The sequence below is a fragment of the Xanthomonas bromi genome, assembly GCF_900092025.1.
Taxonomy (GTDB): domain Bacteria; phylum Pseudomonadota; class Gammaproteobacteria; order Xanthomonadales; family Xanthomonadaceae; genus Xanthomonas; species Xanthomonas bromi.
In genome coordinates this window covers 37,763-51,344 of the sequence record NZ_FLTX01000047.1, presented here as the reverse complement: position 1 = coordinate 51,344, position 13,582 = coordinate 37,763, and the positions used below count along the sequence as shown (strand labels likewise).

Sequence of the window (13,582 nt, the reverse complement as noted above, 5' to 3'; positions counted from 1 at the left end):
GAAAATCAAAACGGACGGCCAGCCGTTAGAGCTTGGTCGCAGCGATCTGGGTCGCCAGCTTGGCGATCGATGGTTCCATCAGATCGGTCAGCGGCTTCGGGTATAGGCCCAGGGCCAGCACGCCGGCGGCGAACACCCCCAGCACGAATGCTTCACGGCCATCGATGTCCTTGAGTTCGGCCACATGGGCGTTGGCCACTTCGCCGAAGAACACGCGCTTGTACAACCACAGCGTGTACGCAGCGGTGATCACCAACGTGGTGGCCGCGCCGAAGGCGATCAGCGGATGCTTCTGGAAGCTGGCCAGGATCACCATGAACTCGCCTACGAAGCCGCTGGTGCCCGGCAAGCCGGCATTGGCCATGAAGAACAGCATGGCAAAGGTGGCGAACCACGGCATCACGTTGACCACGCCACCGTAATCGGCGATGCGACGGGTGTGCATGCGGTCGTACAACACGCCGATGCAGGAGAACATCGCGCCAGAGACGAAGCCGTGCGAAATCATCTGCACCATCGCGCCCTGCAGGCCGAGGCGTGCAGCGTCGGTGCTGCCGTACTCGCGCACCAGGGTGAAGGCAATGAAGGTGCCAAGGGTCACGAAGCCCATGTGCGCGATGGACGAATAGGCCACCAGCTTCTTCATGTCGTCCTGCACCAGCGCGACCAGGCCGACGTAGATCACCGCGATCAACGACAGCGTAATCACCAACCACGCAAACTCATGGCTGGCATCCGGCACGATCGGCAAGTTGAAGCGCAGGAAGCCGTAACCGCCGATCTTCAGTGCGATCGCCGCCAGGATTACCGAACCGGCGGTCGGCGCTTCGACGTGCGCGTCCGGCAGCCAGGTATGCACCGGGAACATCGGCACCTTGACCGCAAAGGCGATCAGGAACGCGAAGAAGATCCAGGTCTGCTCCTTGGCGGTCAGCTGCAACGCATACAGATCGGCCAGCTGGAAGCTGCCGCCCTTCAAATACAGGTAGACCAGGCCCACCAACATCAGCACCGAGCCGAGGAAGGTGTAGAGGAAGAACTTCATCGCCGCGTAGATACGCCGCGGGCCGCCCCAGACACCGATGATCAGGAACATCGGGATCAGCATGGCTTCGAAGAAGACATAGAACAGCATTGCGTCGGTGGCAGCGAAGATACCGACGGTGACGCCTTCCAGGATTAGGAATGCGGCGACGTACTGATTGACGCGCTTGTCGATCGAACGCCAGGCGCCGATCAGCGCCAGCACCGTCACCAACGTGGTCAGCACGATCAACGCGACCGCGATGCCATCCACGCCCAGGTTGTAGCCAATGTTGTAGGCAGGAATCCAGGCATGCAGTTCGATGAACTGCATCGCGTCATTGGCCGTGTCGTAGCCCAGCAGCGGCAGACTCAGCAAAAAGGTCGCTACCGCCACCGCCAGCGATGCCCAGCGGGCAGTCTCGGCGTTGCGCAACGCAAGGATCAGGGCGCCACCGATAATCGGCAGCCAGATCAAGATAGACAGTAAAGGCCAGTTCGACACGTTTTCTTATTCCGTACAGGTCAACGCCAGAAATGCATCAGTACCGCCAACAAGGCGATCAAACCGATGATCATTGCGAAGGCGTAGTGATAGAGGAAACCGGATTGCGTGCGACGCAGCAGATTTGCAGCCAGGTCGATCAGTCGGGCAGAACCATTGACGACCACGCCGTCGACCACATGGGTATCGACTGCACGTGACGCCTTGCCAAGGACAACACCGCCACCGGCGAAGCCATTGATCCACAGCTTGTCGAAGCCGTACTTGTTTTCCAGCAACCACACGATCGGCGCGAATGTCTTGCGCGACTTGGTGGCCAGCTCCGGCTTCCACAGGTAGAACAGCGCCGCCAGCAGCAGACCGGCAACCGTCAGGAAGAACGGTGCCGCCATCATGCCGTGCAACGCAAACGCGACCGGGCCGTGGAATTCCTCGGCCAGGGCGCCGACGGTGTCGCGCGCCGGATCGTAGAAGTCGACGATGCCGGTGAAGAACGACACGGCCTGCCCCTTGAGCGCGTGCGCCGCGTGGTGCCCCTGCCAATCGGTACCGAACAACATCGGGCCGATGGTGAAGAAACCGATCGCCACCGACGGAATCGCCAGCAGGATCAACGGCAACGTGACCACCCACTTGGACTCATGCGGCTCGTGCGCACCGTGGTGCCCATGGCCGTGATCGTCGTGGCCGTGTGCATCGTGCGCATGGGCATCGTGCGCGTGGCTGTCGTGCGCATGCACCTGCGCTTCGGCATCGGTGTGCGCGCTGTCGTGATGGGCATGCGCATCGTACGCATGGGCATCGCGGAAACGCTCCTTGCCGTGGAAGGTCAAGAACAGCAGACGGAAGCTGTAGAAGCTGGTGACCAGCACCCCCCCAAGCACGGACCAGTAACCGTAGGTCGCGATCCAGCTATGCGACTCGTGGGCATGGTGTGCGGCTGCCTCGATGATGGTGTCCTTCGAGTAGAAACCCGAGAAGAATGGCGTACCGACCAGCGCCAGCGTACCGATTACGCTGGTCCAGTAGGTCACCTTCATGTACCTGCGCAGGCCGCCCATCTTGCGCATGTCCTGCTCGTGATGCATGCCGATGATGACCGAGCCGGCCGCCAGGAACAGCAGCGCCTTGAAGAAGGCATGCGTCATCAGGTGGAACACGGCGGCCGAATACGCCGACACGCCCAGCGCCACGGTCATGTAGCCCAGCTGGGACAACGTGGAATACGCCACCACGCGCTTGATGTCGTTCTGCACGATGCCGATCAGGCCGGTGAAGAAGGCCGTGGTCGCACCGATGAACAGAATGAAGTTCAGCGCAGTCTCCGACAACTCGAACAGCGGCGACATGCGCGCCACCATGAAGATGCCGGCGGTGACCATGGTTGCGGCGTGGATCAGTGCCGAGATCGGGGTTGGGCCTTCCATCGAGTCTGGCAGCCACACGTGCAACGGCACCTGCGCCGACTTGCCCATCGCACCGATGAACAGGCAGATGCAGATCAGCGTCATCACGCTCCATTCGTGACCAGCGAACAACTGCACCTTGGCACCAGCCAGGGTTGTCGCGTTGGCGAACACGGTGGAGTAATCCAGCGAGCCGAACCACAACAGCACACCGGCGATGCCGAGAATGAAGCCGAAGTCGCCGACTCGGTTGACCAGGAACGCCTTCATGTTGGCGAACACGGCGGTCGGGCGCTTGAACCAGAAACCGATCAGCAGGTACGACACCAGGCCCACCGCTTCCCAGCCGAAGAACAGCTGCAGGAAGTTGTTGCTCATCACCAGCGTGAGCATGGAGAACGTAAACAACGAGATGTAGCTGAAGAAGCGCTGGTAGCCCGGATCTTCTTCCATGTAGCCGATGGTGTAGATGTGCACCAACAGCGACACGAAGGTCACCACCACCATCATCATCGCGGTCAGGCGATCGACCATGAAGCCGACATGCGCGGAGTAATTGCCGACGTCGAAGAACGTGTAGAGGTTCTGGTTGAACGGGCTGGCGCCCTGCTCCACCAATTGGTACAGCGTCAGGCAAGACAGCACGCAGCTGACCGCCACACCGAGGATGGTTAAGTACTGTGCGCCCTTGCGCCCCACCTGACGACCGAACAGGCCGGCGATGATGCTGCCGATCAGCGGTGCGAGCACCACTGCGATCAGCAGACTCTTGGAGAGAGTGATTTCCATCTACAGGTCAGCCCTTCAACGTATCGACTTCGGCCACATTGATCGTGCGGCGCGTGCGGAACAGAGTCACCAGGATCGCAAGGCCGATCGCAGCCTCCGCAGCGGCAACCGTCAGAATGAAGAACACGAACAACTGACCGGCGGTGTCGCCGAGCTCGCGCGAGAACGCGATGAAGTTGACGTTGACCGACAGCAGCATCAACTCGATCGACATCAGCAACACGATGACGTTCTTGCGGTTGAGGAAGATGCCGGCCAGGGAGATGCAGAACAGCACCGCGCCAAGTCCAAGCAGGTGGCCCAAGGTAATCAAGACTTCGCCTCCTGTCCGTCGGCCGCGTCGATCTGCGGCGCAACCTGTACCGGCTTTTCAACCGCCATTTTGACCATGCGCAGACGGTCGCCCGCCTTCACTCGCGATTGCTCGCCGGCATTCTGCAACTTGATGCCAGTGCGCTTGCGCAAGGTCAGCATCACCGCAGCCACCACCGCCACGGTCAGAATCACCGCCGCAAATTCGAACGGCAGCAGGAATTCGGTGTACAGGCTCTTGGCCAACCAGGTCAGGTTGGAACTGTCGGCAGCCTGCGCCGCCGCGTTGTCGGCCGGGAACGGCGTGGCGCTGCGCGCCTTGACGCCGATCAAGGTGACCATCTGCGCCAGCATGGCGACCGCCACGATCACGCCGAGTGGCATGTACTTGACCCAACCCTCGCGCAGGCGGCTGGTATCGATGTCCAGCATCATCACCACGAACAGGAACAGCACCATCACCGCCCCGACATAGACCAGCACCAGCGTCACGCCGAGGAACTCGGCGCCGACCAGCAACCAGACGCAGGCCATCGAGAAGAAGGTGAGGATCAGGCACAACACGGCATACACCGGGTTGCGCACGCTGATCACCGCACCGGCGGACACCACCGCGATGGCGGAGAAGGCGTAGAAAGCAATAGTGACCCAGTCCATCATGACCTCAACGGAAGGCGGCATCGGCAGCGCGACGCTCGGCGATCTCGGTTTCCAACCGGTCTCCGATCGCCAGCAGCTGCGGCTTGTTGATAATGTTTTCGCCACGCTTCTCGAAGTGATATTCGAGGATGTGCGTCTCGACGATCGAGTCCACTGGGCAGCTTTCTTCGCAGAAACCGCAGAAGATGCACTTGAACAGGTCGATGTCGTAGCGCGTGGTGCGGCGGGTACCGTCCTCACGCTTGGCCGAGTCGATGGTGATGGCCAGCGCCGGGCACACCGCTTCGCACAGCTTGCAGGCGATGCAACGCTCTTCACCATTTGGGTAGCGACGCAGCGCGTGCAGGCCACGGAAACGCGGCGACTGCGGAAACTTCTCCATCGGGTACAGCACGGTGTACTTGGGCTTGAACGTGTATTTCAACGTCAGCCACAAACCGCCGAGCAGTTCGAGCAGCAGCAGGCTCTTGAAGTAATGGGTGATCTTGTTCATCAATTACACGCCCTTCTGGATCACGCCGTAAAACACCATCAATGCCGTCACTGCGATCCACACGATCGTGAGCGGAATGAACACCTTCCAGCCCAGACGCATGATCTGGTCGTAGCGGTAGCGCGGGAAGCTGGCACGGAACCAGATGTAAGCGCTGGCGAAGAAGAACACCTTCATCAGCAGCCACGGCCAACCTCCGGTCCACACCCAATTGATCCACGGCGAGATGTCTGCTGTGACCCAACCCTGGATCGGGCTCAGCCAGCCGCCGAGGAAGAAGATCGAGATCAGGAAGCTGACCAGGATCATGTTGGCGTATTCGGCCAGGAAGAACAGCGCGAACGCGCCGCCCGAGTATTCCACCATGTGCCCGGCGACGATTTCCGATTCGCCTTCCACCACGTCGAACGGCGCGCGGTTGGTTTCGGCGACGCCGGAGACCCAGTACACGATGAACAACGGGAACAGCGGAATCAGGAACCAGTCGAAGAAGCCGGAGTTACCCGCCTGCGCGAACACGATCTGACTCAGATTGACGCTGCCGGAAGCAATCATCACGCCGACCAGCGCAAAACCCATCGCGATTTCGTAGCTGACCACCTGTGCGGCCGAACGCATCGCACCCAGGAATGCATATTTGGAGTTGGACGCCCAACCGGCCAGGATGATGCCGTACACGCCCAACGAGGTCATTGCCAACAGATACAACAGACCCACGTTGGCGTTGGACAACACCAGCTTGGCATCGAACGGTACTACCGACCATGCTGCGAAAGCCGGCGCCAAGGTCAGCAGCGGCGCGATGATGAACATCGCCTTGTGCGAGCTGCTCGGCTGCAGGATCTCCTTGAACAGGAGCTTGAACACGTCGGCGAAGGCCTGGAAGATGCCCATGCCCACGTACATGGGCCCGTGACGCACGTGCATCCAGCCGATCAGCTTGCGCTCCCAGACCACGTAAAAAGCCACCGTCACGATCACCGGCACGGCAATCAACAGGATCTTCAACACGGTCCACAGCAAGATGCCGCCGTCGCCCAGTCCGAGGAACCACTGGTGCAGCGGGTCGACCACGTTCAACAGCAATTCGTTCATGCAGCCACCACCGTTACACGACCGGCACCGAGCGGCGCGGTTGCACCATGACCGGATTCGATCCACACCGAGCCCGGTGCGACGCGCTTGTCCAGCACCACCGGCAACGTTGCCTTACCGGCATCGGTACCGACCTTGACCATCTGACCCGCCTGGAACTGCAATTGCGCAGCCTGCTCCGGATGCATCGCCACGCACGGGGCGATATTGAGCGGATGCGATTGCAGCGCAGCGGCGCGACGCACCACCGCGTCGGTGCGGTAGATCGCTGCGGTCGCAGCGACTTCCAGCCCGTTGCCGCCGATCGCCGGCTGTGCCGACGCGGTCGGCGTCACGCTGCGGTTCTGCATACCGGCACGCAGGCCGACCAGATCGATGAACTCGAAACCGGCCAAACCCAGCTCACCGCCGAGCGCGCGCAGTACACGCCAACCCTCGCGCGCTTCGACCGGAAGGCGGCCTGCAGCACGTGCGGTCTGCACGCGGCCATCGAGATTGGTCAACGAGGCATCGATTTCCGGCAATGCGCCGATCGGCAGAATCACGTCCGCCACATCGCGCGTTGAAGCGCAGGCGAACTGGCTGAATGCAACAACCTTGGCACCGGCAAGCGCGCTGCGGGCAGCGGCGGCGTCGGCAAAATCCAGACCCGGCTCGATGCCGTACAACAGGTAGGCCTGACGCGGTTGCGCCAGCATGCCGGCCACATCGCGTGCGGTCGGCAGCACACCCTGCGACACCAGGCCCACCGCGTTGGCACCCTGCGGGATGCGGCACAGCGAGGCGCCGGTTGCAGTAGCGAAGTCACGTGCAGCAGCACGCAGCGCTGCAGCCTGCGGATGATTTTCGACCAAGGCGCCGACGACGATCACGGCGCGTGTCGCACTCTTGACCGCATCGCGCAGCGCGGCATCGTCGAGCGCACCCGCCAACTGCGACGGCGCAACCACGGTGCGGCTGGCCTGGGTAAAGGCGAAATCGAAATCGACCGGGTTGACCGAGTGAATCTGGGTGCGGTTCTGAATGTGCGCCTTGCGCAGACGTGCATGCAGCAACGGTAATTCGTGACGCACATTGGTGCCGAACAACACCACCACATCGGCCTGCTCGATCTCGGCCAGCGGCGTGGCGAAGGCTTCGGCCACCGCAGCATCGGAGAAGTCGCGGTTGAGCAGACGGTGATCCAGATTGCCACTACCCAGCCCTTCGGCCAGACGCGCAAGCAACGCGCCCTCCTCGTTGGAGGTGGACGGATGCACCAGCACGCCGAGTTGATCGCCGGCGTTGTCACGCAGGATCTGGGTTGCAGCGGCCAGACCTTCGGTCCAGCTCACTTCCGTCCACTCGCCGTTGACCTTTTTCAGCGGCTTGACCGCACGGTCTTCCGAATACAGACCTTGATGCGAATAACGATCACGATCGGACAGCCAGCATTCGTTGACCGCCTCGTTCTCGCGCGGCACGGTGCGCAGCACTTCGCCGCGGCGCACGTGCAGGAACAGGTTCGAGCCCATCGCATCGTGGTAACCCAGCGATTCGCGCGCCATCAGTTCCCACGGCCGCGCGCGGAACTGGAACACCTTGTTGGTCAGCGCGCCCACCGGGCACACGTCGATGACGTTGCCAGAAATTTCGGTGGTCAGCGGCTTGCCGTCGTAGGTGCCGATCTGCAGATTTTCGCCGCGATACATGCCGCCCAGCTCGTAGGTACCGGCGATGTCTGCGGTGAAGCGCACGCAGCGCGTGCACTGGATGCAGCGGGTCATTTCGGTGGCGACCAACGGACCGATGTCTTCGTCCGGCACCACGCGCTTGCGCTCGTTGAAGCGGCTCACCGAGCGGCCGTAGCCAAGCGAGACGTCCTGCAGTTCGCACTCGCCGCCCTGATCGCAGATCGGGCAATCCAGCGGGTGATTGATCAGCAGGAATTCCATCACGCTGCGCTGGTACTTCAGCGCCTTTTCGCTGCGGGTGGTGACCTTCATGCCATCCATCACCGGCGTGGCGCAGGCAGGCGACGGCTTCGGCGACTTTTCGACATCCACTAGGCACATGCGGCAGTTGGCGGCGATCGGTAGCTTCTCGTGGTAGCAGAAGCGCGGGATCGGAATGCCGGCCTTGTCGGCCGCCTGGATGATCATCGAGCCCTTCGGTACGACCAGGCTCTGGCCGTCGATCTCGACGGTTACGTGATCCGGCGGCACGTTCGGGTTCACTGGTTGGGCGCTCATGCGGCCACTCCGACGTGTGTGTCGACGATCGAACGACCGTTGACGATGTAGTACTCGAACTCGTCCCAGAACTGGCGCAGGAAGCCCTGAATCGGCCACGCTGCCGCTTCACCGAACGCGCAGATGGTGTGGCCCTCGATCTGGCCGGCGACGGTGCGCAGCTGGTGCAGGTCTTCCATCGTGGCCTTGCCGGCAACGATGCGCTCCAGCACGCGGTGCATCCAGCCGGTACCTTCGCGGCACGGGGTGCACTGGCCGCAGGATTCCTTGTGGAAGAACTGCGAGATGCGGCACGCGAAACGCACGCAGCAGACGCTGTCATCAAGCACCACGATGGCGCCCGAACCCAGACCGGTGCCCAGCGCACGCAAGGTGTCGTAATCCATCTGCAGGCCAGCGACCTGGTCAGCCTTCAGCACCGGCATCGACACACCGCCGGGCACCACGCCCTTGAGCTTGCGACCCGGGCGCAGACCGCCGGCCATTTCCAGCAGTTCGTCGAAGGTGGTGCCGAGCGGCACTTCGAAGTTGCCGCCCTTCTGCACGCAGCCGGACACCGAGAAGATCTTCGGGCCGCCATTCTTGGTCTTGCTCAGGCCGAGGAACCACTCCGGGCCGTTGCGGATGATCGCCGGCACCGATGCGTAGGTCTCGGTGTTGTTGATGGTGGTCGGCTTGCCGTACAGGCCGAAATTGGCCGGGAACGGCGGCTTGTAGCGCGGCTGCCCCTTCTTGCCTTCCAGCGACTCCATCAGTGCGGTTTCTTCGCCGCAGATGTAGGCACCGGCACCCAGCGCACCGTAGATATCGATATCCACGCCGCTGCCGAGAATGTTCTTGCCCAACCAGCCATTGGCATACGCATCGGCCAGCGCCAGCTCGAAGTTCTCGAACGGCTCATGGTGGAACTCGCCACGCAGGTAGTTGTAGCCCACGGTCGAGCCGGTGGCGTAGCAGGCGATCGCCATGCCCTCCACCACCGAGTGCGGGTTGTAACGCAGGATGTCGCGGTCCTTGCAGGTACCCGGTTCGGATTCGTCCGAGTTGCACAGGATGTACTTCTGCATCGTGCCCTTGGGCATGAACGACCACTTCAACCCGGTCGGGAAGCCCGCGCCGCCACGGCCGCGCAGATTCGACGCCTTGACCATCTCGATGACGTCGGCCGGCGGAATCTTTTCTTCCAGGATCTTGCGCAGCGCGGCGTAGCCACCGGTCTTGAGGTAGCTCTCGTACGACCACGGGGTGTCGTAGTGCAGGGTCGTGTAGACGACCTGATGCGGCAACGGCGCCGGACCGACCGGACCTGTAGGTGCGTGATTATGTGCCATGTCTTATTCCAGCCCGTCCAGCAGCGCGTCGACCTTCTCTTTCGTCAGTTGCTCATGGTAGTGGCCGTTGATGACCATCATCGGCGCTGCGGAGCAGGCCGCCAGGCACTCTTCTTCGCGCTTGAGGTAGACGCGGCCATCGGCCGTCGACTGACCCAGCTTGCAACCCAGCTTCTTTTCCGCGTGCGCCAGCAGATCTTCGGCGCCGTTGAGCCAGCAGCTGATGTTAGTGCAGAACGCCACGTTGTGGCGGCCAACCTTTTCGGTCTCGAACATCGAGTAGAAGCTGGCGACCTCATAGGCCCAAACCGGCGGCAGTTCCAGATATTTGGCCACGCCAACGATCAGCTCGTCGGTCAGCCAGCCCTGGTTCTGTTCCTGCGCAGCGTGCAGGCCCTGCAGCACCGCCGACCGCTTGCGATCGGGAGGAAACTTGGCCAGCCAATGATCGATATGCGCACGCGTCTTGTCGCTCAGCACTACCTGCGGATCGACGTCGCGCGCCGCTTCGAAATTACCCGTCGCCTTCATCGGTCAACCTCACCGAAAACCAAATCGTAAGTACCGATCATCGCCACGACGTCGGCCAGCAAATAGCCACGTACCACCGCATCCATCGACGACAGATGCGCAAAGCCTGGCGCGCGCAAATGCACGCGGAACGGCTTGTTGGCGCCATCGGACATCAGGTAGCAACCGAACTCGCCCTTGGGCGCTTCGACCGCACTGTAGGTTTCGCCGGCCGGCACGCAATAGCCTTCACTGAACAGCTTGAAGTGATGGATCAGCGCTTCCATGTCGTCCTTCATGCCTTCGCGACTTGGCGGAGCGACCTTGAAATTGGTGACCATGACCGGGCCAGGATTGGCCTTCAGCCACTTCACGCACTGCTTGATGATGCGATTGGATTCGCGCATCTCTGCCACGCGCACCAGATAGCGGTCGTAGCAGTCGCCGTTGGTGCCGACCGGGATGTCGAACTCCACCGCGTCGTACTTAGCGTATGGCTGCTTCTTGCGCAGATCCCACTCGATGCCCGAACCACGCAGCATCGGACCGGTCATGCCCCAGGCACGCGCCAGATCCGGGCTGATGATGCCCACGTCGACGGTACGCTGCTTCCAGATGCGGTTATCGGTCAGCAGCGTTTCGTATTCGTCCACGCGCGACGGGAACGTATTGGTGAAGTCCTCGAGGAAGTCCAGCATCGAGCCTTCGCGCGCTGCATTGAGCTTCTTCAGCGCCCCGCCCTTGTGCCAGCGCGATTCCTTGTACCTGGGCATGCGATCGGGCAGATCGCGGTACACGCCACCGGGGCGATAGTAGGCCGCGTGCATGCGCGCACCACTGACCGCCTCGTAGACGTCCATCAATTCTTCGCGCTCGCGGAATGCGTACAGCATCACCGCCATTGCGCCCAGATCGAGTGCGTTGGAACCGACCCACATCAGGTGGTTCTTGATGCGGGTGATCTCGTCGAACATGGTGCGGATGTACTGCGCGCGCTCGGGCGCCTCGATTCCCATCAGGGACTCGATAGCGCGCACATAGGCGTGCTCGTTGCACATCATCGACACATAGTCCAGGCGGTCCATGTACGGCACCGACTGGTTGAACGGCTTGGACTCGGCCAGCTTCTCGGTGCCACGGTGCAGCAGGCCGATATGCGGATCGGCACGCACCACGGTCTCGCCATCCATTTCCAGGATCAGGCGCAACACGCCGTGCGCCGCAGGATGCTGCGGGCCGAAGTTCATCGTGTAATTGCGGATTTCCTGCTTGCTTTCCACAGGATTGCTCGCGAAGGCATCGGTTGCCTGGCGGAACTCACTCACTTGGCAGTCTCCGACTTGCCCACTTCACCGGCGGCAGTCTCATAACGGGCGTCGTCGCGGATCACGCGCGGCACGCCGACGCGCGGCTCGACCGATGTCACCGGTTCGTACACCACGCGCTTGCGCTCTTCGTCGTAGCGCACTTCGACGTTGCCGATCAGCGGGAAATCCTTGCGGAACGGATGGCCGACGAATCCATAGTCGGTCAGGATGCGGCGCAGGTCCGGGTGACCATCGAACACGATGCCGAACAGGTCGAACGCTTCGCGCTCGAACCAGTTCACGCCCGGCCAGATATCGGTCACCGACGCCACCACCGGCACCTGCTCGTCCGGTGCGTAGCAACGCACGCGCAGACGCTGGTTGTGCTGGTAGGAAATGAGTTGCGCGACCACCGCAAAGCGCTGCTTAGGCATGTGCTGCGGATGCGCGCCGGTGGAGCTTTCCTGGCTGGGAAATTCGCCCCAGGCGAATCGACCCAGTGCCTTGCCTTCGACGCCGCGGCTGAAGCCCTGCGAGGACACATCGGCGGTGTCCCATTCGGCGCTGCCATAGCCCAGGTAATCGACGCCGCACAGGTCGCTGAGCTGCTCGAACCCGAGCTCGTCGCGCAGCGCAAGACAGGTGGCGTGCCAATCGGCCGCAGCGACTTCCAGCGTCACTTCGCCGCGCGGCAAAGCCACGGCAATCTGCGCACCGGCGAAACGTGCCGCAAGTCGGTCAGTGAAGGAGGATGCTTGCTCTGCCATGGGGGCTTGGCTGCTCTCGGTAGAAGAAGACGGGTGTCAGCGCGCGATGGTCTGGGTACGCCAGATCTTCTTTTGCAGCTGCAAGATGCCATAGACCAGCGCCTCGGCGGTCGGGGGGCAGCCCGGGACATAGATGTCCACCGGCACGATGCGGTCGCAACCGCGCACCACCGAATACGAATAATGGTAGTAGCCGCCGCCGTTGGCGCAGCTACCCATCGAGATGACCCACTTCGGATCCGGCATCTGGTCGTAGACCTTGCGCAGCGCCGGAGCCATCTTGTTGACCAGGGTCCCGGCAACGATCATCACGTCCGACTGGCGCGGCGACGGGCGGAACACGACGCCGTAGCGGTCCAGATCCAGACGCGAAGCGCCCGCGTGCATCATCTCGACGGCGCAACAGGCCAAGCCGAACGTCATCGGCCACATCGAACCGGTGCGCGCCCAATTCAGCAGCGCATCGACGCTGGTGGTCACGTAGCCCTTTTCGAGCAGCGGGTTTTCGCCTTCCGGGCGCAGGATGTCCTCCACCCGGCCTTCCGGCATCGGGTTGGTCATCAGACGATCCAGGGTCTGAATCACTCCCATTCCAGCGCTCCCTTCTTCCACACGTAGATAAAGCCGAGGAACAACATGCCGACGAACAGACCCATGGTGACCAGCGAACGTGCGCCGATCTCCATGAACACCTGCGTCCACGGCACGATGAAGATGATTTCCAGGTCGAACACGATGAACTGGATCGCGATGAGGTAGTAGCGCACATCGAACTTCATGCGCGCGTCTTCGAATGCTTCGAAGCCACACTCGTACGGCGAAAGCTTGCGCGCGTCCGGGCTGCGCGGAGCGAGGAACCGACCAATCAGCATCAACACGATGCCGATGCCAGTGGCAACAACCAGAAACAGCAGACTCGGCAAATATTCGGCCAGCACAGCGATTCTCTCTTGCCTCTGCCCGCACGCGCCGCGTGCCGGCATGGGGTATAGGCAGGACCCGCGCGCAGCGAACCGCAATGCACAGGAACTGCAGCCAAACAATGGTGCCCAAGAGGGGACTCGAACCCCTACGACCTAAGTCGCTACCACCTCAAGGTAGTGCGTCTACCAATTCCGCCACCTGGGCATACGTTGCGCCGCTGGGCATCCCA

The 13,582-nt window shown here is 62.0% G+C and carries 13 protein-coding genes and 1 tRNA gene; all 14 read right to left on the bottom strand.

Features of this window, described 5'->3' with window-relative positions; all coding sequences use genetic code 11:
• Window positions 1-25 precede the first annotated feature (25 nt).
• The gene (locus tag XBLMG947_RS15380; RefSeq protein ID WP_065469510.1) at window positions 26-1,528 is read right to left on the bottom strand and encodes an NADH-quinone oxidoreductase subunit M; all 1,503 of its coding nucleotides are present in this window, start codon (window positions 1,526-1,528) and stop codon (window positions 26-28) included.
• Between the two features lie 20 nt (window positions 1,529-1,548).
• Window positions 1,549-3,723, bottom strand: coding sequence for an NADH-quinone oxidoreductase subunit L (gene nuoL / locus XBLMG947_RS15375; RefSeq protein ID WP_065469509.1), 2,175 nt, complete (start codon window positions 3,721-3,723; stop codon window positions 1,549-1,551).
• A gap of 7 nt (window positions 3,724-3,730) precedes the next feature.
• A complete protein-coding gene (gene nuoK, locus XBLMG947_RS15370) occupies window positions 3,731-4,036 on the bottom strand; it encodes an NADH-quinone oxidoreductase subunit NuoK (protein WP_005914274.1) in 306 nt (101 codons plus the stop codon).
• Window positions 4,033-4,695 carry an NADH-quinone oxidoreductase subunit J gene (locus tag XBLMG947_RS15365; RefSeq protein ID WP_181093283.1) on the bottom strand — a complete coding sequence of 221 codons (663 nt, stop codon included), beginning with the start codon at window positions 4,693-4,695 and terminating at the stop codon, window positions 4,033-4,035. Before XBLMG947_RS15365 ends, nuoK begins: the two co-directional genes overlap by 4 nt.
• 4 nt (window positions 4,696-4,699) lie before the next feature.
• Window positions 4,700-5,188, bottom strand: coding sequence for an NADH-quinone oxidoreductase subunit NuoI (nuoI, locus tag XBLMG947_RS15360; RefSeq protein WP_011409057.1), 489 nt, complete (start codon window positions 5,186-5,188; stop codon window positions 4,700-4,702).
• A 3-nt stretch (window positions 5,189-5,191) separates the two neighbouring features.
• Window positions 5,192-6,283: an NADH-quinone oxidoreductase subunit NuoH gene (gene nuoH / locus XBLMG947_RS15355; protein WP_065469508.1), complete on the bottom strand. Its 1,092-nt coding sequence runs from the start codon at window positions 6,281-6,283 to the stop codon at window positions 5,192-5,194.
• Window positions 6,280-8,514 (bottom strand): NADH-quinone oxidoreductase subunit NuoG, encoded by a 2,235-nt coding sequence (gene nuoG / locus XBLMG947_RS15350; RefSeq protein WP_065469507.1) that lies wholly within the window; start codon window positions 8,512-8,514, stop codon window positions 6,280-6,282. The genes nuoH and nuoG overlap by 4 nt, the downstream gene beginning before the upstream one ends.
• Window positions 8,511-9,845: an NADH-quinone oxidoreductase subunit NuoF gene (nuoF, locus tag XBLMG947_RS15345; protein WP_065469506.1), complete on the bottom strand. Its 1,335-nt coding sequence runs from the start codon at window positions 9,843-9,845 to the stop codon at window positions 8,511-8,513. Before nuoF ends, nuoG begins: the two co-directional genes overlap by 4 nt.
• Window positions 9,846-9,848: 3 nt before the next feature.
• Window positions 9,849-10,376 carry an NADH-quinone oxidoreductase subunit NuoE gene (gene nuoE, locus XBLMG947_RS15340; protein ID WP_065469505.1) on the bottom strand — a complete coding sequence of 176 codons (528 nt, stop codon included), beginning with the start codon at window positions 10,374-10,376 and terminating at the stop codon, window positions 9,849-9,851.
• Window positions 10,373-11,680, bottom strand: a complete 1,308-nt coding sequence (locus XBLMG947_RS15335; RefSeq protein WP_065469504.1) for an NADH-quinone oxidoreductase subunit D — start codon at window positions 11,678-11,680, stop codon at window positions 10,373-10,375. Before XBLMG947_RS15335 ends, nuoE begins: the two co-directional genes overlap by 4 nt.
• Window positions 11,677-12,429, bottom strand: a complete 753-nt coding sequence (locus XBLMG947_RS15330; protein WP_065469503.1) for an NADH-quinone oxidoreductase subunit C — start codon at window positions 12,427-12,429, stop codon at window positions 11,677-11,679. The genes XBLMG947_RS15335 and XBLMG947_RS15330 overlap by 4 nt, the downstream gene beginning before the upstream one ends.
• A gap of 36 nt (window positions 12,430-12,465) precedes the next feature.
• Window positions 12,466-13,020 (bottom strand): NuoB/complex I 20 kDa subunit family protein, encoded by a 555-nt coding sequence (locus XBLMG947_RS15325; RefSeq protein ID WP_010371165.1) that lies wholly within the window; start codon window positions 13,018-13,020, stop codon window positions 12,466-12,468.
• A complete protein-coding gene (locus tag XBLMG947_RS15320) occupies window positions 13,011-13,367 on the bottom strand; it encodes an NADH-quinone oxidoreductase subunit A (RefSeq protein ID WP_011037659.1) in 357 nt (118 codons plus the stop codon). Before XBLMG947_RS15320 ends, XBLMG947_RS15325 begins: the two co-directional genes overlap by 10 nt.
• 105 nt (window positions 13,368-13,472) lie before the next feature.
• Window positions 13,473-13,557: transfer RNA gene (locus XBLMG947_RS15315), tRNA-Leu, on the bottom strand.
• Between the last annotated feature and the right edge of the window lie 25 nt (window positions 13,558-13,582).

Bases quoted from the DNA above. Each gene is read 5' to 3' on its own strand.
- XBLMG947_RS15330 (WP_065469503.1), bottom strand. From the start codon at position 12,429: ATGGCAGAGCAAGCATCCTCCTTCACTGACCGACTTGCGGCACGTTTC.
- nuoH (WP_065469508.1), bottom strand. From the start codon at position 6,283: ATGAACGAATTGCTGTTGAACGTGGTCGACCCGCTGCACCAGTGGTTC.
- nuoE (WP_065469505.1), bottom strand. From the start codon at position 10,376: ATGAAGGCGACGGGTAATTTCGAAGCGGCGCGCGACGTCGATCCGCAG.
- XBLMG947_RS15365 (WP_181093283.1), bottom strand. From the start codon at position 4,695: ATGATGGACTGGGTCACTATTGCTTTCTACGCCTTCTCCGCCATCGCG.
- nuoI (WP_011409057.1), bottom strand. From the start codon at position 5,188: ATGAACAAGATCACCCATTACTTCAAGAGCCTGCTGCTGCTCGAACTG.
- XBLMG947_RS15325 (WP_010371165.1), bottom strand. From the start codon at position 13,020: ATGGGAGTGATTCAGACCCTGGATCGTCTGATGACCAACCCGATGCCG.
- nuoF (WP_065469506.1), bottom strand. From the start codon at position 9,845: ATGGCACATAATCACGCACCTACAGGTCCGGTCGGTCCGGCGCCGTTG.
- nuoG (WP_065469507.1), bottom strand. From the start codon at position 8,514: ATGAGCGCCCAACCAGTGAACCCGAACGTGCCGCCGGATCACGTAACC.
- nuoL (WP_065469509.1), bottom strand. From the start codon at position 3,723: ATGGAAATCACTCTCTCCAAGAGTCTGCTGATCGCAGTGGTGCTCGCA.